27 protein-coding genes and 1 other RNA gene are annotated in these 22,119 nt (G+C 65.5%); 13 read left to right on the forward strand and 15 right to left on the reverse strand.

Annotated features, from left to right (window positions below):
- Positions 1 to 192: 192 nt before the first annotated feature.
- Positions 193 to 588: RNase P RNA component class A (gene rnpB / locus ACFYSC_RS24300), an RNA gene on the forward strand.
- 76 nt (positions 589 to 664) lie between these two features.
- Here rnpB and ACFYSC_RS24305 read toward each other — a convergent pair.
- From ACFYSC_RS24305 to ACFYSC_RS24340, 8 genes are all read right to left on the reverse strand, one after another.
- Positions 665 to 1,816, reverse strand: a complete 1,152-nt coding sequence (locus tag ACFYSC_RS24305) for a tyrosine-type recombinase/integrase (RefSeq protein ID WP_389965755.1) — start codon at positions 1,814 to 1,816, stop codon at positions 665 to 667.
- The gene (locus ACFYSC_RS24310) at positions 1,813 to 1,980 is read right to left on the reverse strand and encodes a helix-turn-helix transcriptional regulator (protein ID WP_389965759.1); all 168 of its coding nucleotides are present in this window, start codon (positions 1,978 to 1,980) and stop codon (positions 1,813 to 1,815) included. Before ACFYSC_RS24310 ends, ACFYSC_RS24305 begins: the two co-directional genes overlap by 4 nt.
- Before the next feature lie 5 nt (positions 1,981 to 1,985).
- The gene (locus ACFYSC_RS24315; protein WP_389965909.1) at positions 1,986 to 3,326 is read right to left on the reverse strand and encodes a replication initiator; all 1,341 of its coding nucleotides are present in this window, start codon (positions 3,324 to 3,326) and stop codon (positions 1,986 to 1,988) included.
- Between the two features lie 140 nt (positions 3,327 to 3,466).
- Positions 3,467 to 3,634: a hypothetical protein gene (locus ACFYSC_RS24320; protein ID WP_389965762.1), complete on the reverse strand. Its 168-nt coding sequence runs from the start codon at positions 3,632 to 3,634 to the stop codon at positions 3,467 to 3,469.
- A complete protein-coding gene (locus tag ACFYSC_RS24325; protein WP_389965765.1) occupies positions 3,631 to 3,972 on the reverse strand; it encodes a hypothetical protein in 342 nt (113 codons plus the stop codon). Before ACFYSC_RS24325 ends, ACFYSC_RS24320 begins: the two co-directional genes overlap by 4 nt.
- 20 nt (positions 3,973 to 3,992) lie before the next feature.
- Entirely contained in the window at positions 3,993 to 4,652 is a 660-nt protein-coding gene (locus ACFYSC_RS24330) for a DUF2637 domain-containing protein (protein WP_389965768.1), read from the reverse strand.
- A 36-nt stretch (positions 4,653 to 4,688) separates the two neighbouring features.
- The gene (locus ACFYSC_RS24335) at positions 4,689 to 6,041 is read right to left on the reverse strand and encodes an FtsK/SpoIIIE domain-containing protein (protein ID WP_389965771.1); all 1,353 of its coding nucleotides are present in this window, start codon (positions 6,039 to 6,041) and stop codon (positions 4,689 to 4,691) included.
- Positions 6,031 to 6,375 carry a hypothetical protein gene (locus tag ACFYSC_RS24340; protein WP_389965774.1) on the reverse strand — a complete coding sequence of 115 codons (345 nt, stop codon included), beginning with the start codon at positions 6,373 to 6,375 and terminating at the stop codon, positions 6,031 to 6,033. Before ACFYSC_RS24340 ends, ACFYSC_RS24335 begins: the two co-directional genes overlap by 11 nt.
- Positions 6,376 to 6,554: 179 nt before the next feature.
- On the opposite strand from ACFYSC_RS24340, the gene ACFYSC_RS24345 reads away from it, so the two are divergent.
- Positions 6,555 to 6,896, forward strand: a complete 342-nt coding sequence (locus tag ACFYSC_RS24345; protein ID WP_389965781.1) for a GntR family transcriptional regulator — start codon at positions 6,555 to 6,557, stop codon at positions 6,894 to 6,896.
- A 22-nt stretch (positions 6,897 to 6,918) separates the two neighbouring features.
- On the opposite strand, the gene ACFYSC_RS24350 is transcribed toward ACFYSC_RS24345, so the two are convergent.
- Positions 6,919 to 7,095 carry a hypothetical protein gene (locus tag ACFYSC_RS24350; RefSeq protein ID WP_389965784.1) on the reverse strand — a complete coding sequence of 59 codons (177 nt, stop codon included), beginning with the start codon at positions 7,093 to 7,095 and terminating at the stop codon, positions 6,919 to 6,921.
- The gene (locus tag ACFYSC_RS24355) at positions 7,092 to 7,310 is read right to left on the reverse strand and encodes a hypothetical protein (protein WP_389965787.1); all 219 of its coding nucleotides are present in this window, start codon (positions 7,308 to 7,310) and stop codon (positions 7,092 to 7,094) included. Before ACFYSC_RS24355 ends, ACFYSC_RS24350 begins: the two co-directional genes overlap by 4 nt.
- 150 nt (positions 7,311 to 7,460) lie before the next feature.
- Between ACFYSC_RS24355 and ACFYSC_RS24360 the strand changes: the two genes are divergently transcribed.
- From ACFYSC_RS24360 to ACFYSC_RS24370, 3 genes are all read left to right on the forward strand, one after another.
- Positions 7,461 to 8,201, forward strand: coding sequence for a helix-turn-helix domain-containing protein (locus ACFYSC_RS24360; RefSeq protein ID WP_389965789.1), 741 nt, complete (start codon positions 7,461 to 7,463; stop codon positions 8,199 to 8,201).
- A gap of 3 nt (positions 8,202 to 8,204) precedes the next feature.
- Positions 8,205 to 8,681, forward strand: a complete 477-nt coding sequence (locus tag ACFYSC_RS24365) for an NUDIX hydrolase (RefSeq protein WP_389965792.1) — start codon at positions 8,205 to 8,207, stop codon at positions 8,679 to 8,681.
- 113 nt (positions 8,682 to 8,794) lie between these two features.
- Complete coding sequence (locus ACFYSC_RS24370; protein ID WP_389965795.1) at positions 8,795 to 9,157, forward strand: VOC family protein; 363 nt, start codon at positions 8,795 to 8,797, stop codon at positions 9,155 to 9,157.
- A gap of 4 nt (positions 9,158 to 9,161) precedes the next feature.
- On the opposite strand, the gene ACFYSC_RS24375 is transcribed toward ACFYSC_RS24370, so the two are convergent.
- The 3 genes from ACFYSC_RS24375 to ACFYSC_RS24385 form a co-directional block, all read right to left on the reverse strand.
- Positions 9,162 to 9,710: an HD domain-containing protein gene (locus ACFYSC_RS24375; protein ID WP_389965798.1), complete on the reverse strand. Its 549-nt coding sequence runs from the start codon at positions 9,708 to 9,710 to the stop codon at positions 9,162 to 9,164.
- Between the two features lie 67 nt (positions 9,711 to 9,777).
- Complete coding sequence (locus ACFYSC_RS24380) at positions 9,778 to 10,251, reverse strand: GntR family transcriptional regulator (protein WP_389965801.1); 474 nt, start codon at positions 10,249 to 10,251, stop codon at positions 9,778 to 9,780.
- A gap of 12 nt (positions 10,252 to 10,263) precedes the next feature.
- The gene (locus tag ACFYSC_RS24385) at positions 10,264 to 10,608 is read right to left on the reverse strand and encodes a hypothetical protein (protein WP_389965803.1); all 345 of its coding nucleotides are present in this window, start codon (positions 10,606 to 10,608) and stop codon (positions 10,264 to 10,266) included.
- Positions 10,609 to 10,789: 181 nt separating this feature from the next.
- Between ACFYSC_RS24385 and ACFYSC_RS24390 the strand changes: the two genes are divergently transcribed.
- The 4 genes from ACFYSC_RS24390 to ACFYSC_RS24405 all read left to right on the forward strand — a co-directional run bounded on the left by ACFYSC_RS24390 (position 10,790) and on the right by ACFYSC_RS24405 (position 14,241).
- The gene (locus tag ACFYSC_RS24390) at positions 10,790 to 11,521 is read left to right on the forward strand and encodes an XRE family transcriptional regulator (protein WP_389965806.1); all 732 of its coding nucleotides are present in this window, start codon (positions 10,790 to 10,792) and stop codon (positions 11,519 to 11,521) included.
- Positions 11,522 to 11,916: 395 nt separating this feature from the next.
- Positions 11,917 to 12,813: a DUF4231 domain-containing protein gene (locus tag ACFYSC_RS24395; protein ID WP_389965809.1), complete on the forward strand. Its 897-nt coding sequence runs from the start codon at positions 11,917 to 11,919 to the stop codon at positions 12,811 to 12,813.
- Positions 12,814 to 12,875: 62 nt separating this feature from the next.
- Positions 12,876 to 13,784 carry a TIR domain-containing protein gene (locus tag ACFYSC_RS24400; RefSeq protein ID WP_389965912.1) on the forward strand — a complete coding sequence of 303 codons (909 nt, stop codon included), beginning with the start codon at positions 12,876 to 12,878 and terminating at the stop codon, positions 13,782 to 13,784.
- Position 13,785: 1 nt separating this feature from the next.
- Positions 13,786 to 14,241, forward strand: coding sequence for a hypothetical protein (locus ACFYSC_RS24405; protein ID WP_389965812.1), 456 nt, complete (start codon positions 13,786 to 13,788; stop codon positions 14,239 to 14,241).
- A 184-nt stretch (positions 14,242 to 14,425) separates the two neighbouring features.
- On the opposite strand, the gene ACFYSC_RS24410 is transcribed toward ACFYSC_RS24405, so the two are convergent.
- Positions 14,426 to 14,926 carry a hypothetical protein gene (locus ACFYSC_RS24410; RefSeq protein WP_389965815.1) on the reverse strand — a complete coding sequence of 167 codons (501 nt, stop codon included), beginning with the start codon at positions 14,924 to 14,926 and terminating at the stop codon, positions 14,426 to 14,428.
- Positions 14,927 to 15,631: 705 nt separating this feature from the next.
- Between ACFYSC_RS24410 and ACFYSC_RS24415 the strand changes: the two genes are divergently transcribed.
- The 4 genes from ACFYSC_RS24415 to ACFYSC_RS24430 all read left to right on the forward strand — a co-directional run bounded on the left by ACFYSC_RS24415 (position 15,632) and on the right by ACFYSC_RS24430 (position 21,029).
- Positions 15,632 to 15,976, forward strand: coding sequence for a hypothetical protein (locus ACFYSC_RS24415; protein WP_389965818.1), 345 nt, complete (start codon positions 15,632 to 15,634; stop codon positions 15,974 to 15,976).
- Positions 15,977 to 16,019: 43 nt separating this feature from the next.
- On the forward strand, positions 16,020 to 19,121 hold the full coding sequence (locus ACFYSC_RS24420; protein ID WP_389965820.1) for a tetratricopeptide repeat protein: 3,102 nt from the start codon (positions 16,020 to 16,022) through the stop codon (positions 19,119 to 19,121).
- Positions 19,122 to 19,679: 558 nt separating this feature from the next.
- A complete protein-coding gene (locus ACFYSC_RS24425) occupies positions 19,680 to 20,348 on the forward strand; it encodes a hypothetical protein (RefSeq protein WP_389965823.1) in 669 nt (222 codons plus the stop codon).
- A 30-nt stretch (positions 20,349 to 20,378) separates the two neighbouring features.
- Complete coding sequence (locus ACFYSC_RS24430; RefSeq protein ID WP_389965826.1) at positions 20,379 to 21,029, forward strand: HAD family hydrolase; 651 nt, start codon at positions 20,379 to 20,381, stop codon at positions 21,027 to 21,029.
- 350 nt (positions 21,030 to 21,379) lie between these two features.
- Here the strand turns inward: ACFYSC_RS24430 and ACFYSC_RS24435 are convergent, their stop codons facing one another.
- The gene (locus ACFYSC_RS24435; RefSeq protein ID WP_389965829.1) at positions 21,380 to 22,093 is read right to left on the reverse strand and encodes a hypothetical protein; all 714 of its coding nucleotides are present in this window, start codon (positions 22,091 to 22,093) and stop codon (positions 21,380 to 21,382) included.
- Positions 22,094 to 22,119 lie beyond the last annotated feature (26 nt).

Here is a 22,119-nt window from a genome sequence, read left to right on the forward strand (position 1 = left end):
GCCCGTCCCTGAAGCCTGCTGAAGCCTGCGCTCCGGACGTCCGTACAGGCTGGGGGCCGTGACGTGCCGCACGTCCGTCCGGAGCGCGGGCGGCTCCCTCCTCGGCGCCGCCCGCGTTCCACATTCGACCGGAGACGACTTGTCGTCCGGTTGGAGATCGGTTGGGAGCCGATAAGCTTGGAGTACGGCGGACGAGCCGGCCGGGCGGCCGCGTCGGGTCCCTTCCGGGCCCGCCGAGGAAGGTCCGGGCTCCACAGGGCAGGGTGGTCGGTAACGCCGACCCGGGGTGACCCGCGGGACAGTGCCACAGAAAACAGACCGCCCCTCCTTCGCGGGAGGGGTAAGGGTGAAACGGTGGTGTAAGAGACCACCAGCGCCCACGGTGACGTGGGCGGCTCGGTAAACCCCACCTGGAGCAAGGTCAAGAAGGGACGCTCTCCGGAGCGTTCCGCGCGCGACGTTCGAGGGCTGCCCGCCCGAGCCGCGCGGGTAGACCGCTTGAGGCCGCCGGCAACGACGGCCCTAGATGGATGGTCGCCCCTTCACGTCAGTGAAGGACAAAACCCGGCCTACAGGCCGACTCGTCCGCCTTCTCCGTCTCTGACCTGCGGCGGAACCCTCGCTCAGGAAGATCGAATCCTTGAGAGGGCACATCGGGGGCACATTACGCGGACCCGAGGGCCGAGGCGAAGGCGTTGTCCAGCGCCGTCCGCGCCCGCTCGGAGGCCTCCGGGACGAGATGCCCGTACAGGTCCACGGTCGTGGTGATGGACTCGTGTCCGAGCCACCGCGACACCTCGGAGATCGGCACGCCCTCGGCGAGTGCCGTGCTGGCGAAGGTGTGCCGCAGATCGTGGAATGTCATGTCCACCGGCACACCGGCCGCGAGGATCGCGGGCTTGAGGATGTCGGCGTTGAAGTAGTCGCGCCGGATCAGGTTGCCGCGCGTTGTCCGGAACAACGCGTCCTCGGGTTTGTGCCGGTCGATGTGCCCGGCCAGCGCGTCGGCGAGGACGGCCGGTATCGGGACGTCACGGATGGACGCCCGTGTCTTAGGCGGGGCCGGCATCGGACGCCGATCGATCACCACGACCTGCTGGTCCACCGTCAGCATGCCCTCGGCGAAGTCGATCCGGTCGATGGCCAGCCCGAGCGCCTCCCCCTGCCGAAGCCCGGCCATGGCGCCTAGAAGGACCAACGGCGCGTACTCGGGCCGCATGGCCCGGTAGAGCGCGATCACTTCGGCGGGGGAGAGGAGCCGGATCGTGGTCTTGTCGGGCTCAGGCAAACGGATATCGACGCAGGGAGAACGGCGGATCATGCCGTCCCGTACGGCACCGCGCATGATGCTGGAGAAGATCACATAGACGGTCTCGACCGTACGCGGAGCCAAGCCTTTCGCGTGCAGGTCCTTGACCCACCTCTGTACGGAGGTGGGACGTATGGAGACCAGAGGCGTCAGACCGAACACCGGGTTGATGTGGTTTCTCAGGTGCCCCTCGTAGGTCGTGGCGGTCCCGGGCTTGTGCAGCCGTGACGCCATCCACGTTCCCGCGTACACCTGGAACCTGGTCTGTCCGAGCTTGGGATCGATCCACTCACCACGCGGCTCGTCGGCCCGGCGCGTCACGTCGAAGCGGTCGGCGTCGGCCTTTCGATCGAAGTTGCGCTTGACCTGCTGCCCCTTCTCATTTCGGTAGCGGACCTGCCAGCGCGTCCCCTGGCCGTGCTCGGTGGTCGGCACCCGCTTGTGCTCGGAGCACTTCGCCTCTCCGGGATCAGGGTGGGACTTATGCCAACGGTCATAGACGGTCATACCTGCTCCCGGACCCAGGCGTGCACATCCTCGGGGAGGTAGCGCAGGTGCTTGCCGATCCGCCGACCGGGCGGACCGATCCTCCTGCACCGCCACTGGTAGAGGGTTCCGACCGGTACTCCGAGGTAGGCGGCGACCTCATCCACCGTCCAGAGACGATCCATTATCTTCATCGCTGCCCTCCGGGATCAGCCAGAGGGACGCCGGTTAACGCGGCGGCGAGGAGGGCGTCGCCGAGGGAGTGGCCCTTTCCGGCGTACTGCCATTCGGCGATGACGAGGACGGTGTCCTCGTCGAAGAGGGGGAGCCGGCCGGTGGTGATCTCCTCGTTTCGGGCGTAGGTGGTGCGGTCGGCGCGGATGTCGCCGAGGGTGGTGGAGTAGCCGCGGGAGCGGGTGGAGAAGTGGCCGCGGAAGCCGAGCATGTGCGCCCACTGGACGAGGCGGAGGTCGGCCAGCTCATCGAGGGTGCCCAGGCGGAAGCATTCGGTGATGAGCCGTCGGGCGTGCTGCCGTAGGGGCAGGGCGGCCAGGTCGTCGAGGGGGTTGATGCGCCGGTCGAGGGTGCCGACGCATTCGGCGGCCTTGGTGGCGTACTTGGCGATGTAGCCGGCCACGGCCTGGTCGGTGAGGTCGCCGTTCAGGGTGATCGGGCGGACGTCGAGCTGGGCGCCCCAGCGCAGGACGTGGGCGGGTTCGTCGCCCGCGGCCGGGGTGGCGACGGAGACGGCGGAGGCGGCGTGCCGTACGGCGTCGGCCAGGACGTCGGCGCTCGCCCAGGCTGGGGGCGGGGAGGTGGGTCCGGTGGGGCCGTCGAGGCGGATGACGGCGTGGAAGTGGACGACGCCGCGCCGCTGGTATTCGGCGACCTTGGCGAAGGCGATCGTGGCCTGCGCGCGGAGCTCCCGGAGGGTCAGGCCAGCGGCTTTGGCGACGCGGCGGCGCAGGGCGTCGGTGAAGTAGCGCCACAGTTGCGGGGCCAGGGCGTTGAACAGGACCGAGCCGGTGTAGTCGTAGCAGTCGGCGCACAGGGGTTCGCCAAGGCGGGTCTCTTCGGCGCCGTGCCGGGCGGTGCAGGACATGACCCGTCCGTGCGGGCATGTAGGGGCGTCGCGCCGGGCGTGGCAGGGCAGGATCTTCCCGTTCTTCTCCCGCTGGGTGTGGACGGTGCCGAAGGAGGGGGCGGTGAGGGTGATGAACAGGCACGGGTGCGCGGTGACGGTCTCCGGGACGCCCTTGCCGCCGGTCAGGCCGGCGCGGATGAGCTGGTAGGTGTCGGCCCGGTAGGTCTCGGCGCAGGCCGGGCAGCGGGAGGCGCGGCGAGTTTTGCACGGGACGCGCAGGACGCCGTCGGGTTCGGTGCGGGTGGTGTAGCGGTGGAGCAGTTCGCCGGTGGCCCGGTCGATGTGGTCGACGCGGCCGCGCAGGTGGATCGGCTGGCGGCAGCCGTTCGTGGCGCGGATCTGGGCGGCCCAGCGGGAGTAGTCCGCATCGTGCAGGCGGGTGATCATGCCGCGGATCGCGTGCGGGTTGAGCGTGGATACGGGCAAGATGGAGACCTCCTTTCACTCGTCGGGGTGCGAAGGGGATGGCCCCCGACCTGGCGGGCGTCTTGGCGGATATGCGGCCAGGCCGGGGGCGCCGACGACGCTCAGCAGAAGCCGAGGCCATCGCAGGAGGAGCAGGTCAAACCGTCGCCGGTAATGCCGCCTCCGCCGCAGGAGCAGCAGCGCCAGCGCTGAGGGGTCAGCACGACGAACGGCATCTGGTCCCCGGGGTCGTCGGGGACGGGCACGGCGGGCGTCTCCTCTCGGGTCAAGAGGCCGGAGGGTCGAGGGTGATGCAGTCCTCGTAAGAGGTCTGCGCCTGGTAGCGGGTGCGAGCGGCGGCGAGGATGCCCACCGCCTGGTAGGTGACCGGGCCGAAGCTGACGGCGGTCGTGTAGTGGCCGTGCTCTGCGTCGCCGGGACTGGTCTCGGTGCCGAGCAGGGCGGCGATCCGGTCGATCTCGGCGCGGATCTCCTCGTCACTTCCCTTGGCGTAGTGGGTGACGGTGACGTGGGAGGGGACGGGGACGTCCTGGTGGGTCAGCGTGAACACGGCGAGGCTGACGAGTCCGCGGGCCAGGTTGGCACGGTGATCGTTGGTGGTTGCCATGGTGGTTCTCCTCTCTGCTGTCAGGCGGTTTCAGGAACGGCGTGCAGGGTGCGGAGCAGATCGGCAGCGAGCTGGTCGGACACGCCCAGCCGGGCGCGCAGCGTCTCGGCGGTGATGGGGGCGCCGTGTGTGGCGTGGTGCTCGTCGGCCACGCGGCGGGCGAAGGTGACCAGGGCTGGGGGCAGCCCGGCCGCGGACCCGGGAGCGTCTGCGTCGACCGGGGTGAGCTCGGGCATCGGCGGTGCGGGAACGGGCGCGGCCGAGGCGGTGACGGTCGCCGGGACCGGCGCAGGCCGGGAGGCGGTGGCGCGGCGCTCCAGCATCGAGACCGCGATGAGAAACGCCCCGGCGGGCGTGGCGGCGACCAGCCAGCCCCATACCGACGCTTCAGCCTGGTGCAGGTTGGCCGCCAGAGACAGCACGACACCACCGGCCAGTACCAGCGCCGGCCAGGAGACCGGCCCGGACCGCTGACGGCCCGTCGCGGCGTCGCGTTGGCGTTCGCGGGCGGCCATGACGCAGGTCAGATCGACGCAGACGGCCACGGCCCAGGCCATCCAGCCGTCTTGGCCGTGTTCGGTGGCGGTGTCGTGGATGTGGGTGAACGATCCGGCACCCGCGATGGCGGCCAGGACGACGACCGGGCCGGAGTCGAGCAGCCGGCGGGCAAGGCGTCGCATCGTGTCCCCCTTTCTGATCGAGTCGAGTTGGTGGGTTCAGGCGTCGAGGAGTTCGGTCAGGTCAAGGTCGCTGGTGTCGGTGTCGTGGACGTGGGAGGTGATGTCGGCCCAGGCCGGGGTGAGGTCGGCGTACATCCGGGCGGCGTGTTCGGCCGCCTGCTCGGTGACGAGGAAGGAGCGGGCGCGGTACCACTGGCCGTCCTGGCCGGCGATGATGGCGACACCGGGCGTTTCGGCGGGGATCGCGCGGGCGGAGACGAGGGCGGCCGGGTCGAGGTCGCCGAGGGTCATGGTGGCGGTTTCGGGGTCGTTGACCCGGTGGCAGATCCGGCCCGAGCACTGGGCGCGCAGGGCGGTGACGCCGGGTCCGAGGTCGGAGCCGATGCGCTGGCCGCAGCAGAACAGGTAGATGCCGAAGGCCCGGCCGAGCTGGGCGACGCGCAGCAGGGCCGTGGAGGTGCGGGCGATCTCGTCTTTCTCGCTCTTGTCGGCCATCAGGTACAGCTCGGCCAGTTCGTCGATGAGAACCACGAGCGGAGTCGGCCGCACGCCGGGCGGGAGTTGCCAGATGTTGCGGGCGCCGGCCGTACGGCAGACGCCCATCCGGTCGGTCATCAGCGCCACCAGGTCATCGAGCAGGGCCGCGCATTCGGCGCGGGTGGTGGCCAGCGCTGAGAGCCGGGGCGCGTACGGGGTGAACTCCACGCCGCCCTTGAGGTCGAAGCCGACCAGGGCGACCGGCTGCGGTGCTAGGCCGACGATGAGGGCGTTGGCGAGGTTCGACTTGCCCGACTGGGTGGCTCCGGCGTTGAGCCAGTGCGGCACCGTACGGAAGTCGATCTCCCAGGGTTTGCCGGTCTCCAGCCGTCCGACGACCACCTTCAGCAGCGCATCGGACGGCGGGAGCCGGTCGATGCGCACCAGCGGATCGTGCATGGTCGCGGCCAGCACGACCCGGCCCGGCTGCGGGGAGGAGACCCGAACGGCGTGGACCCGCCAGGAGTGCGCGAGCCGTTCGGCGGCCTGGCTGTAGTCGTCGGGGATCTGCCCTTCCAGCAGATGGAGGGTGACGCGCCAGCCGTGCCGGGTCGGCAGCGGCAGCCACATCCAGGGCTTGGTGTCGACGGCGATGCGCTGGAAGCGGCGGCGGACCTTGACCAGGCCGGTGGAGGCGACCGCGCCGGGGGTGAGGGTGAACCACCAGCGCTGCCGCTTCTTGGTCAGGCCGCAGCCGAGGGCGACCTTGCGCCAGGTGGCCCGGACCGTGAGGGCCATGAGCGGGTAGCCGGCCACCAGCCAGAAGGAGCGGTAGTGCCAGCGCCGCCAAGCCCACAGCCCGACCGCCACGGCGGCCAGAACGGTGAGAAGAGTCAGTAGGTCATCGCGCAAGAGCGTTCACCTCCGCCGGGAGGATCGAGGCGGCGCGGTAGCTGATGCCCCAGCGGACCTCGCCGCCTCGGGTCTGCTCCCACACGAAGCCGACCAGGTCCACGGGGTGGACGGGCATGCCGAGGGTGACGGGCGGCTCGCCGGAGACGTTGACGCGGAGCAGTTCGATCCGGCCGGTCGCGTCGATGGCCGACAGGGCGACCTCGTAGACGGGGTTGCCGCTCTTGTCGGTCTTGATCTCGCCGGTGTCTTTGTTGACCAGGCGGGGGCGGGGTGCGGCGACGCAGACGAACTGCAGTTTGGTGGTGTCGACGGGGATCGGGATGTTGCGCATGGTCAATGACCTCCTATTCGTCGTAGCCAACATAGTTAACCTAGTTGGCTCGGTTGTCAACGTTCTCATGGTTGGCTTGGTCGCGCGTCTGTGGTGAAGTAAGAGGTTGGTAGACCAACAAGAGGTTGGTAGACCGAGCTGGACTACCAGGCATGCAGCGGGCGGAAGAGAGACGCGGGATGGTCAAGAACACCGGGCGGCCCGGCTACCTGCAGATCGCCGACGATCTGCGCGAGCAGATCCGCACCGGCGCCCTCACCCCCGGCGCCCCGCTGCCGTCCACCACCCGCCTGGCCGAGCGCTACGAGGCGTCGTTGAGCGTGGTGAAGCTCGCCGTCGGCGTTCTGCGCAATGAGGGCCTGGTCATCGGCCAGCAGGGCAAGGGCGTCTTCGTCCGGGAGGGCGCCGTGCCGGCCCCGCCCGAGGCTTCATCGGACGAACTGACCGAGATCCGCGCCACCCTGCGGGACCTGTCGGAACGGCTCGCCCGGGTCGAGTCGGCACTGACCGACCGCCAGTAGATCGAGCAGGCCGCTTTCGCGGTCATCCGCGGACGTGGCAGCCGGTCACCCGCCGTGCCAGGCCCGCCGTACGGGTCGGCGGAACCTTGCCCAGGCTCATGCACCGGTCCTCCTGACGCATCCCGATCAGGACGAGCGCGTAGCCGATAGCCGTGGCGGCCCCGAGCACCAGGGCGACGATGAGGGGAAGCGCGCTCACGTCCAGATCACCCCCGCCTCCACGGTGCCGCGCGGGTAGCCGGCCGGACGCTGGACCTCACCACGCCGCCTGCTCGCCTTACGGCGGCGCTGAGCCGTACGGCGCAGCCACCGCGCCGAGGCGCGGCACTTACGGCAGAGCGTCTGCCCTTCCTCCACGGCCGCGCCGCAGGCGCAGACCGGTCCCTCGTCCAGCGAGGCCATCAAGTCGATCATGGTCGCATCTCCCTTCGCCGAGTCGGTGTCGTGCGGTGTGACACGAGAATCCGGCCAAAGGGCAGGACGGGATCACTACAGGACGGGACATGTTCAAGACGTCCGGCATACGATTGCCCCGTCCCTGGACGTCCCCTGGTGGCAGGTGAAATGCCGAACGAGCGACTGCGCGCGGCCCTGTTAGAGCGCGGGGCGACGGTGGCCGACCTCGCCGAGTCGATTGCGGTCGATCCGAAAACCGTCGAGCGGTGGATCACCAAAGACCGCACCCCGTACCGCAAGCACCGCTACGCGGTGGCGTCGTTCCTGCGTATGGACGAGGCATACCTGTGGCCGGCGGCGCTAACGCCCGAGCAGGCCGCGGCCGTGTCCGAAAGTGAGATCGTCACCGTCTACCCGCACCGCTGGGCCGTCCCCCGGGACGCCTGGGGACGTCTGTTCACCGCCGCCAAGCAGGAGATCGGTGTGCTGGTCTACAGCGGCCTGTTCCTGGCCGAGGACACCGGCATCGTCCGCCTGTTCGCCGACAAGGCCGCTGCCGGCACCCGGGTCCGCATCCTGCTCGGTGACCCCGAGTGCGCCGAGGTCGCCCAGCGCGGCGCCGACGAGGGCATCGACGACGGCATGGCCGCCAAGATCCGCAACGTGATGGTGCTCTACCGGCCGCTGCGGCAGATCGAGGGCGTGGAGATCCGGCTGCACCGCACGGTGCTGTACAACTCGATCTACCGCGGAGACGACCAGTTGCTCGTCAACACCCACGTCTACGGCCAGCCCGCCGCCAACGCCCCCGTCTTCCACCTGCGCAAGGTCACCGGCGGCGACATGGTCTCCACCTACACCGGCAGCTTCGACGCCATCTGGGCCGGCGCCACCCCGCTAGAGTCCTGAGCCATGGCCCGCCGCATCGACTTCTACGACGACCCCGACGCACCCAAGCCCAACAGCCTGGTCCCGTCGGTCAACGTCGTGGTCACCAACGACGCCGGCGAGATCCTCATGATCCGCCGATCCGACAACGGCAACTGGGCTGTGCCCGGCGGTGCGATCGACCTGGGCGAGTCCCTGCCCGAGGCCGCGATTCGCGAGACGCTGGAGGAGACCGGCATCACGTGTGAGATCACCGGCCTGGTCGGCACCTACACCGACCCCAAGCACGTCATCCTCTACACCTCCAACGGCGAGGCCCGCCAGGAGTTCTCCATCGTGCTGCACGGCCGGCCGATCGCCGGGGAGCCGACGCCGAGTGATGAGTCCCGTGAGGTGCGGTGGGTTCCTCGCGAAGAGGTCGGCGCGCTGTCGATGGACCGGTCAATGCGACTGCGGATCGGCCACTTCCTCGATGGCCGGGCGGCGCCGTACATCGGATAAGAGGCCTGCGGGCTGTACCGAGGCCGACCCCTCACGGAAGACAGGTCGAGGTCGGCAGGCCGTACCAACGGGCCTGGGGGAGAAGGTCGGTGAGGTCGAATACGGTGCGACCCATGGCTACTGCACGAATCGGCACTGCGTTCATCCCCGTCACGGACGTCGAAGAGTCCGCGCGTTGGTACAGCGACATGTTCGGGTTCCAGATCAGTTCTGTGGACGGGTGGAGCGCGGTGCTCTCATCCGAGACGAGCGGCGGAGCGTCCCGGACGTTGCTCGGGCCCGCCAGCGGCATCCAGGCGGACCCTGGCCTTTCCTGGGCGACATGCAACCTGGTGGTGGACGACCTCCCGCAGACTCATCTCCTTCTGAGGCACCATGGTTGCGAAACCGGAGAGATCGCTGGATCGCCGGACGTATGCGTCTTCTTCACCACCCGCGACCCTGACGGGAACACAGTGCTGGTGTGCGACCGGTAGGGCCTCAGCTTTGCTGCAACGCGGCTTGTACGGCACGAACTGCGGCCAGAATGCAGGGCGTAGACGCCGTGATCGATCGCGAGACGAGATGCTCGGGACCGTAGCGCGAGTGGATCTCAGCCAGGCGCTCTGTGACATCGAGCGGTACGCCGTCCGGGCCGGTGGTCATGTCACAGTAGGTCAGCGCCTCGACCAGCTCGGGACGTTCCTGATCGAACTCGCTCGTGAGGGCATCGAAGAGGTCGCGGTTGCGCGCCTCGTTGACCGCGCAGGAGTGATGCGCGACCAGGCGGCAGAGCCGGGCGTCGGCCTGGTGGACATCGCGCAGGTACCGGGCGCCGTCGAGCGGATGAAAGCCGGTGTCGACGAGATCGGGTGCGTAGCCGATGTCGTGCAGCCAGGCCGCGGCGGTCAGCAGGTCGGCTTCCTGCCCGAGGATCGATGCCAGGGACTCGGCACGCGCGGCCACTCCTTGGGTGTGCGCCCAGCGGCGCGGCAGCGGTTTTCGCAGGAGGTTTTCGGCCAGGTCGCGTGCCCATTCAGCATGTCCCATACGGCTCACGATAGACGTCAACCTTAGGGAGGTTTCCAGGGTCAGTGCCGGGACGTCCTCAGACGTCTCAATCCGGGGCAGGCCGGATGAATCGGCCCTTGCCGTGTGCGGTGGTGATCAGTCCTTCGCGTTCCAGTTCGGCCAGGGCGTGGCGGACGGTGTTGCGCGAGGCCCGGTGCCGGCGGCACAGCGCGTGCTCGCTGGGCAGCACGGCCCCGGCGGGCAACGCCCCGGTGCGGATCTGCTCGCGCAGGCCGCGGGCGATCGCCTGGTAGCGGTAGGCCGCCTGCCGGTCCGGGTCATCGCATCTGACGACGCGGCCCTTGCCGGGCAGGGTGACGATGAGACCCTCGTCTTCCAGGACCGCCAGGCCGCGCCGGGCCGTGGAGCGGGCGATGCGGAACCGGTCGGCGAGAGCCGTTTCTGAGGGCAGGGTGCTGCCCGGCGGGTAGGTTCCCGCGGTGATCTGCGCGCGGAGCCGATCGGCGAGCTGGTGGTAGATGCGCCCGCCGGTCAGCCACCTGCTCTCAGCAACCGACATCGAAGGCCGAGTTCAGGAGCGGTAGGCCTGGCGGATCTGGCTGAGGTCCAGGCCGAGCTCTTCCTGCTCGCCGTCGCGCCAGCCGGCCCGCGCCGCCTCGGCGATCCGGTCGGCCGCGGGGAACAGCTTCAGGCACGAGACGCGCTCGTCGTGCTCGGCGCCCCAGTAGTACCACTGGAACGCCAGGTGGGCGTAGACGCGGCGGGGGCGGAAGGCACTGTCGGTGACGTCCAGGCACGGCCGGTTCTTGCTGTCGGTGATCAGGACCGCGATGATCTCCCGGTTGATCAGCTCATTGCGGAGCGCGGTGAGCAGCTCCACCTGGTAGGCGTGCTGGCTTTCTTTCACGGTGCCCATGACTGTTTCGGCTCCCATCGGATGGTGGAGGGCGAAGACCCCGGGATCAGGCGGGGTCGTATGCCGATGAGCTTCGTCGCCGGGGAGGGACTCGGGCACCGCAAGTTAGGGACGTCTAGGGACGTCTTATGTTAGCGTCGCAGGCACCGGCCCTCCTGCTCCGGAAGGTACGTCTCCTGCGATGAACGAAAACCTCCGGCACGCCCTCATCCGGGCGCGACTGCAGCCCGTCGACATCGCCGCCCGCCTGGCGGTCGACCCCAAGACCGTCGCCCGCTGGATCAGCGGCCGAATCCCGCATCCCCGCCACCGCCTCGCGGTTGCCGACCTCCTCGGAGCCGAGGAGAGCGACCTGTGGCCCGACGCCGCCCGCGGCCGACGCGTCCCCGAGGAGATAAAAGCGATCTATCCCCACCGCTGGGCCGTACCCGCCGACGTCTGGCGCACCTTCTTCGAGGCCGCAGAGGAAGAGATCGGCATCCTCGTCTACAGCGGCCTGTTCCTCGCCGAAGACGCCGGCCTCCTGCGCATCCTGACCCAGCGAGCACGGGCAGGGGTACGGGTCCGCATCCTCCTGGGCGACCCCGACAGCCCCGAGATTGCCGCCCGGGGCATCGAGGAGGGCATCGGCGGCGACGTCATGGCCGCCCGCGTCCGCAACACCCTGACCCTCTACCGGCCCCTGCAAGACGTTGAGGGCATCGAGATCCGCCTGCACCGCACGGTGCTGTACAACTCGATCTACCGCGCCGACGACAGCCTGTTGGTCAACCTCCACGCCTACGGCACCCGAGCCTCCGAAGCACCCGTCATCTACCTGACCGGCACCGAGAACGGCAACGCCGCAACGACCTACCTCAACAGCTTCGAACGAGTCTGGACCAGCACCGAAACGGCAGATCAGACGGCCTAACACCTCTTCACCCCGAGATCGAACGTAACTTATCTGTTCGCTTTCAAGGCAGTCCGCCTGCGGCGGCCTGCGCGTCGGGCGGCCGCTGGCCGCGCTGCGGCTCTTCGGCCGGTCGCGGCCAGCACCGCCCCACGCAACCCGAACATTCGGATGACCGCCATCGCTTGTTTCGGTCTGGCGGAATGCTGGTATGCACGCGTGGCTTCATAGGGTTAATCTATGATGCTGTGGGTTGCATTGTGGAACACGTGAAAGCGCAATCGAATTCATGTGTAGTTTGAGGCAAAAGCTTAGGGCAGGCGCCCAAGAATGACGAGATCATGTAATTGCCCAATTGGAGGTCGGGTCGACCATGAATAGTCGCTGCAGCTTATCGTAAGTATGGAATTCGCGAGTTGAATAGATTCGTCCCGTCATCGTCTGATATCCCCTCGCTGTATCGAGCTGCACATGCAGCTTCGAGTGATGGCCAAAAGCGATTCCTTCGATCCACCCGCTCTCGATTAATTCTTTTGGCCGCCGCTGCTACGTGCGCTGTTACGAGCTGGCGAATCGGCAGCATCGAGGTTTTGGCAATACTCTCCGCCGCCTCCTTTGGAGGTGCCTTAGTTATAGATACCTATCTTGCAATAACCAGACCTGAAAAATCTTGGTATGAAGGGCGTGCGGTCGCCGAGTCTGTCAAGTCTCTAATGTGGCGATTCATGGTGGGCGGACAAACTTTCGGCATTGGTAGTGCGTCCGATGGTCACTCAAAAGAAAAGCTATTCATTCGGAGATGTCAAGAAATAGTACAGGGCTTCCCTGATTTACACCTTCCTCCAGGGGAGGGGAATTCGGATGAGATAACAGAGCACATGCTCTATGTTAGATCTCTGTCATTTAAAGAACGTCGAGAGCGCTATATTAAAGGACGCCTAGAGGAACAAATAGAATGGTATGGTCAGCGTTCTCGTTTCAACAAGAGGAACGCGCTGATCTGGATGATGGTGCTGCTAGGGCTAGAGTTTACCGGGCTGGTCGCAGCTATTCTTAGAGCTTCCGGAGTCCTTGCAGTAGACGTTTTGGGCATTCTCTCTGCGGTGGCAGCTGGATGCATAGCTTGGACGCAGGCAAAGCGGTATCATTCGCTATCGGCCGCATATGCAGTCGCCTATCATGAGCTGGCTATGATTAGGACAAGCGCATCTGTGGCGGTTAACGAGGGAGCCTGGGAGAGTTATGTAGATGCAGTCGAGGATGCCATCCTGCGAGAGAATAATCTTTGGGGTGCATCCAGGCCTGCATCTTGATGAAATTCAATAACTCTAATGTCAGATCAGCCATTCCGCTATGTTTAGGATTGGTGAAACCTATGGTGAGTGAGGTACTAGTGGCCGAGGACAGCGGACCAGACCCGCGAAAGGTATTCGTCATCCACGGTAGGGACGATCGTGCCCGCAAAGCGATGTTTAGCTTCCTCCGTGCCATCGGCCTTGATCCGATCGAATGGTCTCAAGCCATAAGCATGACGGGGAAAGCGTCACCCTACATCGGCGAGGTTTTGGACGCAGTGTTCGGCGCAGCACAGGCAGTTGTGGTACTGCAGACCCCCGATGATATCGCTTACCTGCATCCAAGCCTTACTCACCCGGATGATCCTGAGTGTGAGGCACAGCCACAAGCTCGACCTAACGTCCTCTTCGAGGCAGGTATGGCGATGGGACGGAGCCCCGACAGGACCGTGATCGTAGAGCTTGGAAAGGTCAAGGTGTTTAGCGACATTCACGGACGGCACGCTGTGCGACTAAACGACTCGATCGCGAAGCGCCAAGATCTCGCGCATAGGCTTCAAAGCGCTGGCTGTGCGGTGAATCTTACTGGGAGAGACTGGCATGAAGCGGGAGATCTTACGCCGCCATCTCCTCCAGGCGGAGGGCTTCCCTTGGGCAGGAAGCTCCCGTCGACGAAAGCGGCGGGGGAACCGCACCTCGATGCCAAGTACATCAACCGCGGAGGCAATAAAATTAACCTGATCGAGGTGACCAACTATGGCCCAGGTGATGTATATGAACTTAACATCGAATCCGACGAACAGCTGGCGGCCAATAACGACAAAGAATTCCCAGTTCCGAAGCTTCCTCATGGAAAGTCGGTTCGTATCATGCACATGAGCTCAGGAGGGCTCGGGTCACGCAATAACTCCTACTTCAATATCACCGTAACAGGCAAGACTGTTGATGGGATGGCCATCAATAAAGAGATATTTATGAATGAGCACTGATATGGAGATATCTGTCAAATTCCCCTTAGACTCAGACGGTTTTCTGCGCCGTGAATGCCCTAACTGTGAACAGCAGTTTAAGTGGCACTACGGGCCTGCGAACGAAGAAGCAGAGAAACAGACGCCTCCCGTCGTCTACTATTGTCCGCTGTGTGGGAGGCCTGCCGGGCTCGACGAGTGGTGGACTCAGGAGCAGCTTGACTACTCTCACGGCTTCGCGGAACCAGCAGCGATACGTTTCGCCCTTGATGAATTGACGTCAGTGTTCAAGCGGAACAAATACATTAAAATCAAGCCCAACAATGTCGGACTTCCTGAGGTACCTGTCTCTCTTGTCGAGCCAGACGACATGCAGATAGTCGCATCACCGTGTCATTCCTATGAGCCGGTCAAAGTACCCAACGGCTTGACAGAGCCTATCTACTGCCTGTTGTGTGGCGCACCCTTCGGGGTATAGGGCATGGGTCGGGAGCGACAGCTTGTCATCATTACGATGCTGCCGCACCGCTTCCGGTGCTCGGGCCTTGGCGGCCCTGCGCTCCGGGTCGGCTTGCCACCGAATGAACTATGGCTAGTGTCTGTGACCTGGACCCGCGCCGGATATTACTTCGTGAGCGCTGCGGCTTCGTGGTGGAAGCGCGTTAGCCTTGAGTCCTATCGCCGTTGTTTGCGGTTCGCAGGGCCGGCTTGATTTGAAGCGACATCGGCTTTCCCTCCAGATGGGCGCGCCCGTTGCTCAAGAAGATTCCACGAGCCCGGGACGCCTCATTCATGGCGGTCTCCAGCACCCCTCTGGCCTCTTCCAAGCTAGATTTGCTGACTACCCCGTATTTCGCGAGAGCCCTCTCAGTATGTTGACAAGCGGTGTAGACGTCCCAAGCCATATCGACAAGCTCGACCGGTCCATGTAGTTGAACGCTGATGGCAGTATGTGCCACCTCGTCCAGGCAGGCATCCAGCGCGGCATACTCCTCGGTCGGCACAGCTACATGAGTAGGACGCGATCCGGTCCAGCGCTTGTCCATGATCTGTTGGATGTCAACGACCTTGCGCCCGAACCGAAACGCGGCCGTGCCGAGCGCAGCATAAGCTTGGCGGCGGGCTGCATGGCGCGCCAACTCGTGGTTGGAATCGCTCGTCACCGAAGCCACCCTGACCGCACCCTGTCTGCCGACAAGCGCGCCTCCGAGTGTGCCTGCTACTCCGACGATTCCAGTGAGGATCGCTACGATGCCGCCGTCCATATTGGCCCCAATGCGTGGAGGAAGTCAGATACCTGATCTCTTTCATACAGCACACGAACGACGGCTGTTGGAACACATCATGACTGGCTCCAATGTCACCCTGAGTTCCCCACAGGACGGACACTTCGTCTGAGTCGGCCTTGTGTCGGCTGGGAAGGAAGAGACTCCACTCTCAAGCTAAAGCTGAGACCAGCTAAGGGGTTGGCTGCTGGGACGATCGACGCCGAGCCCTCCTTCGTCGGGATTTACCACCCGGTGGTCATGGTCGAGGGTGACAGCAGCGCTGACAGCAACGTCCCCGCACACGGACTCACTTCGGCAACCGTCCACCACCCTCTGACCACGGTCTCCGCTACCCGAGCAGGGTGATTGGTCCGCCTGAAAAGCGGAAGGTCAGGCCTGCCGCATCACTCCGATGCTCGGGTCCGGGGTCCTGCGCTCCGGGTCGGCTTGCTACCAGATCACCTGGTGAACCCCCGTCGCCAAGCGGGGAAGGGACGATTCGGTCACCGAATCAGTATCTGCAGTGATCCGGTCATATCCGGTAATCGCCCGCTGGCTAGTGGACGGTGGTTCATTATGAAGAACATGAGAGGCGGGCGAATGGTGGTGTGGGTCGGCGCGGCGGTGGCAGGAGCCGGTTGCACCCTGGCCGGGGTGCTGTTGGTGCGGGCCGGGCTGGATGACGCCGACAAGTGGGCGAGCATCATCGGCATGTGTATCGCGGCGGCCGGGTTGCCGCTGGCGGTCTACAGCATCGTCCTGGCCCGCCGCTCCGCCACTGTCCTACCTTCTGCTACGGAGGAACTGCCGCAGACCCGGACCCAGCCCATAGCGCCCCATGAGAAGGCTGGAGGCGGTCCTGTCGTGTCCAACTCCACCATCGAAGGACCCAACATCCAGGTCGGCCATGCTGGCGGGGATGTGGACATCCGCTATGAGCGCTGAGGCTGCATCCCTCCCTGGCGGGTTACCCTCCGGCATCCCGTCGGTGTTCGGCTCACTGATCGGCGGGCCCAACATTCAGATCGGGCACGCTGCTGGGGATGTGCTGATCGCTCTCGATCGGCCCGGCTACCGGCTGGAGATGCTCGGGGTTGCTCCGCCGGTGCGTCTGCCGCGTTCTCGGCGCGGTCCCAGTTACTTGCTGGACGTGCAGCGCCAGGTAGTGCCCTACTGGTCTCGCCCCGCCGAGGAAGAGGCATTGACCGCTTGGCGGGATGACCCAGATGAACCCGTGTCGGTGATCTTGTTGCATGGGCCCGGAGGGCAGGGTAAGACTCGCCTGGCCGCCCACTTCGCCTCCATAAGCCACGCCGCAGGGTGGGCGGTGGCTCGGGCGGTGGAGAAAACCCCCCGCCTCCGCGACGGCAGCGGCGCGGTCGAGTTGGCCGACGGGCAACCGCTGCTGGTGGTGGCCGACTATGCCGAACGCTGGCACCCGTCCACGTTGGCCCAAATGATAGACGGCCTGGCTTGGGATCTGCTCGGCCGTACCGTCCGCCTGCTGCTGCTAGCTCGCCCGGGAGAAGACCTGTGGCAGAGCCTATGCGCGCAACTGGATCGCACTGGCGCCGACCTGGCCGACCCCATCGCCGTGGGCGACTTCACCCCGGCCGCCGACCGGCCGCAGGCCTATCGCCAGGCCGTCGCCGCGTTCGCTGCACAATTGGAGCACACCGACCCTGTGCCGGGGCCGCCAGCAGACCTGGACCATCCCGACTATGCCTCAGCGCTGACTTTGCACATGGCCGCCCTGGCCGCCCTCTACGCCGCACAGCAAGAGACCCCCGCCCCAGATCGGCCAGGTCTGTCGGACTATTTGCTCAAGCACGAGATGCGCTACTGGCAGGCGACGGCACCCGCCTTCACCTCCCCGGCCGTCATCGAGCGCATGGTGTTCCTAGCCACCCTGTTCGGTCCCCTGGAGGACATGGGCCAGGCACGTATCCTGCTGCACCGCGCCCACCTGGCCGACGGCCCCGCCCAAGCTGGGCTGCTCCTAGACGCCCACAACCGCCTCTACCCTCCTGCGACACCGGCCCGGCCCGGCTACGCCCCCAGTGAGCGGCTAGGCCACAATGGCCGCCCCGCTGGAGGCGGGTTTCTGCTGCCGCTGCGCCCGGACCGGTTCGGTGAGGACTTCATCGCCCACCACCTGCGCCACCACGCCGCCGAGGCGGCTCAGACCCTGAGCACCCTAACTGCTGTTGCTGCTGGTAACGGGGAAGTTGGCAGGCTGTCCGGGGTGGCGCTGCGGAGTTGCCTGATCGTGCTGACCGCCACCGCAGCCCGCCATCCTCAGGCCCGAACGCTGCTCCTGGAACTGCTGGACCAGCGGCCAGAGCTAGCCCGGTATGCCACCGCCGAACTGGTCGGATTCATCATCCACCACGCCGAGCACTCCCTAGCCACGCGCCTTCATGACGCCCTTCCTGACTACAGCACCGACCTGCTCCAAGCCGCCGGCAACCTCGCCCGCCACCTACTGCACACTCTGCCCGCCGATGCATCCCCCGCGTTGCGTGCCTCCCGACTTATAGCCCTGGGGATCCGTCTGTCGCACCTGGGGGACATCAGGGGAGCATTGGAGCCTTCACGGGAGGCGGTGGAGGTCTATCGTCGGTTGGCTGAGATGGAGCCGGAGGCCTACCTGCCCAGCCTCGCAAACAGTTTGAGCAACCTGGGGACCCGGTTGTCGGCGGTCGGGGACATCCGGGGGGCGTTGAAGGCCTCATGGGAGGCGGTGGAGATCTATCGTCGGCTGGATCAGGCGAATCCGGTGGCTCACCTACCCCGCTTCACGTTGAGCCTGAATAATCTGGCGACCCAGTTGTGGGAGGTGGGGGACAAGCGGAGGGCAGTGGAGCTCATACGGGAGGTGGTGGAGTCCTATCGTCAGTTGGCCGAGGCAGATCCAGCGGCCTACCTTCCCGGCCTCGCGATGAGCTTGAACAACCTGGGGACTTTCTCGTCGGAGGTAGGGGATATCCGGGGAGCGGTGGGATCGGTGCGGGAGTCGGTGGAGCTTTACCGTCGGTTGGCTGAGGTGGAACCAGAGGCCCATCTGCCTGGCCTCGCGATGAGCTTGAGCAACCTGGGGACCCAGTTATCAGAGGTGGGAGACATCCGCGGAGCGGTGGAGCCGGTACAAGAGGCGATGGAGATCCGGCGGCGGTTGGCCGAGGCGGAACCGACAGCCTACCTGGGCGACCTGGCGAAAAGCCTGACCAATCTGGGAGCTCGGTTGTGGGAGGCGGGGGACAAACAGGGAGCAGTGGTACCAGCACGGGAGGCGGTGGAGGTCTATCGCCGGTTGGCCGAGGCGGAACCGGAGGTCTACCTGTCCGACCTCGCGCTGAGCTCGAACAACCTGGGGGGTTGCTTGTCAGGGGTGGGGGACAAACGGGGAGCGGTGGAGCTGGTACGGGAGGCGGTGGAGGTCTATCGCCGGTTGGCTGAGGCGGAGCCGGAGGCCTATCTGTCCAACCTCGCTATCAGCTTGGCCAACCTGGGGGGTTGCTTGTCGGGGGTGGGGGACAAACGGGGGGCGGTGGAGCTGGTGCGGGAGGCGGCGGAGCTTCACCGTCGGTTGGCCGAGGCGGAGCCGGAGGCCTACCTGCCCGACCTCGCTATCAGCTTGGCCAACCTGGGGGGTTGCTTGTCGGGGGTGGGGGACAAACGGGGGGCGGTGGAGCTGGTGCGGGAGGCGGTGGAGGTCTATCGCCGGTTGGCTGAGGCGGAGCCGGAGGCCTACCTGCCCGGCCTCGCGCTGAGCCTATTGAGGTATGCACGGGTATGCAGCGAGACTGAAACAGACCTCCCGGCAGGACTTTCGGCAGCGGAGGAAACCATCGGCTACTATCGCCGGTTGGCCGGGGAACTCCCTGAGGCCTTCCACAACCTGCTGAGCGCTGCCCAGGGCACGGCCGCGGATATCCGGGCCCGGCTTACGCCCGTCATCCGCCGCGACGGCATCGGTGACCTCTACCGTAACGCCCCGTGCCCGTGCGGATCGGGCAAGAAGTACAAGCGCTGTCACGGCACGACCGGCGGTGCCACTATGGCGCCGGACAGTGGAACGGAATCGTGAGATCCACCCAGCAACCCGGCAGTTCGCACCGTCAGACGATCACCATGGACCGTTTTGCTGAGTGAGCGCAAACACCGCCACTGGACGACGGTGGACGGCGACAGAAGATGATCAGGCCTGAACCTCTTCGCGTAAACGCTCGATGTACCCGAGTAAGTTCGAGGTGATCTTGTCCAGCACGAGCGGAGCATACGCGGCCCCAGTCGATGAGGCGCGGTGTTCCGTCGCTGTTCCGTGGGAGCGCCGAAAGTAGTGAGAAGCGATGCGAGACGGTCATAGGCGTAGTCCCTGCTCAACACGGTAATCGGGTCGTTTCCGCAGATGGACGTAACCAGTTTCGGAGATCATCCAGATCTGCGAGGGCAGGGCACACTGAGAGTGTGAGACGGCCGGAAGCATCGAGAACTGATGAGAGACCGAACTGCAGGTTGGACGCTACCCCGCGATGCCGGCCCAGGTCTCACCCGCCGCCCTTGCTGAATGAAGTGCCGGTAGTCCCTAGGCCTGGGGAAAGGACGCGCCGGGAGGATGTCACCGGCATCCGGTTGGATGAGGCTCATGACCGCTCATGACGTGGCCCGACTGCTGCCCAATATCCCAGTGCTTCGTGACCTGTGCCGGTCCATGGCGGTGCTGGAGGCCGTCCTGAGCCCGGAATGGTCCAGTCGCTACCACTCCTTCGACGCGGGCTGGAGCCCCGGGGAGGAGATGGCCTCGATGCGGAACGGTTCGGGAGACGAGTACTCCATCATCTTTTCGGCGGCGGGCGCCTATATCCGCGGCTTTGACCACGAGGCGGTGATGAGCCCGTATGGCAACGACGGGCCGTGGCCGGGGGTGCTCGACTCCGTTCCCGAGGTCTTCCGCCATTGCGTGGCTGAGCCTGCGTTCTGCGACGAGGACGGTATGCCGGTCGTGACCGCCTGCCTGTGGCGCGAGAGCGGCGACGACCGCTGGTGGGTCGGTGAGATCGACTATCCGGATGGCTCCGACGATCCCGACGGTGCGACGCACCTGTTCGGGCGGCTCGTCGATCCGTCTGCGGAGGCGTTTCAGCGGTTCGCCGAGGACTACTACGAGGTTCCCGTGAACCTCGATGCGGTGCGGCACGTCTACGCCCTCCGCCCGCTGACGCATGCGGTGGTCACCGCGCTGAACGCCGACCTCACCATGACCGACCTCGCCGACGACCTCATGGCGGCCCGGTACCCATCGGCCGCCGGTTGAGAAGACGGTTCGCCCGTAGGGTTGGTGATTGTGCAACGGCTCGCGCTCTTCGATCTGGACAACACGCTCGTGAACCTGGACGAGGCGTTCCAAACGTGGGCCGCGGAGTTCGCCGACGGGTACGGCCTCGGTCGCGAGGCGATCGACTGGCTACTCGCTCTCGATCAGGCGGGTTATCCGCATCGTGAGGTCTTCTTCGCCAAAGTCCGTGAGCGCTTCGCCCTCACCGAGTCGGTCGAGAAGCTGTGGGGCCGCTACCGCAAGCGCATGCCGTACCTGGTGCGCTGTCGGCCCGACGTGATGGACGGCCTGGCTCGACTCCGTACGTCAGGGTGGAAGGTGGCCATCGTCACCAACGGGACGGCGGACAACCAGCTCGGCAAGATTCAGCGGACGGGACTGGCTGAGGCGGTCGACGCCTACGCGCTGTCTGGGCTCGAAGGCATCCGCAAGCCCGATGTCGGCCTGTTCGAGATCGCCGTCCGGCGGTGCGGCATGACTCTTGCCGATGGAGGATGGATGGTCGGGGACCATCTGGTCGCCGACATCGGTGGAGGACGAGCCGCCGGCCTCCGGACGGTCTGGATCGACCGAGGGACCTGGCCGGACCAGGAGCATGAGGCGGACCATGTCGTCACGGATGTGCTGCAGGCGATGGAGATCCTGCACGCGGTTCGGTGACCGATTCGAAAGCGGGGGAGACACAAACGTCGATCTTGCTAACGCGGTTGCTAACAACAGGTCTGGACGGACCTGGACGATTGTGGACTGAGGGAACTCATGAAGCCCGCCCGAGCAGGCCCGGAAGACGACTGTGGACGGTCCTGGACGATCGTGTTCTAACTCGTAATGAAGTGTTTAGAGCATAGGTCGGCGATCGCCGATGTCGGATCTCTTCGGGAGATCGGCTGCTACGTCCCCTCCTCCGTCCAACGTTGCCACTGGAAACTGCGGCGGGGTGACAGCAACATCGTGCAGGCTGAGCACATTGACATCGTATGCTGGGCCGACGGCTAGGCCTTACTCCTTGCCTACATCATGCCGCCAAGCCTCCGGATCTTGTCATCAAGGGACTGTAGGACGCTGGGGAGCGTCTCTGCTGCGTACGATAAGGACGCCGCAGCTTTGCCGAGATTGTTTCCGTCGAACACTTCCGCTGCATAGGCGAGGCGACTTGCTGTGAGATTGTCCACTCCTATGGGGGCGTCGTTCATCACTGAGATGATCTGTCTCAACTCCTGCAAGGCATCTATGTTGAGATTTCCCGTCCGTTCCAGTTGCTCAGCAATGCGCTCAAGGCGAGCTACGGGCGGCTCAAATGCCTCTACTAGCAAGGCTTCAATCAGGTCGTCAGTCATCGGATTGCTGATGCGCGCAAGGTGTTTGCCGTGCTCTCCTTCATGTCTGTGTTTCCATTCAAACAGAAGCTCGGGCGGGTAGAGATCCGAGCCTGTCTTTTTGTCATCCACCTCCGCATGATGGGCCAGGCATAGGAGTATTAGGTTCCGAAAGGAGTCCCTTTCTTGTTCCTCTTCGGGAGTGTGGCAGGGGCGATGACGTGCGGATCCAGGTTGCACGCCATAAATGTGAGCAATCTGGGCGTTCTTTTTGTAGACGCCAGGCCTGACTTCAAAAATCACCGGAAAGGGGCAATCTGGGGCGTAGCATCGTCCATTGCTAAGCGCCCAGAGCGCTGCTTGTATGGGGGCTGGAATGCTTTTCCGTTTGTCGCGCTTCTCAACCATGCCTAAAGACTAATCTGTCTAGCCGG

The sequence above is a fragment of the Streptosporangium sp. NPDC004379 genome (assembly GCF_042873875.1).
GTDB lineage: Bacteria > Actinomycetota > Actinomycetes > Streptosporangiales > Streptosporangiaceae > Streptosporangium.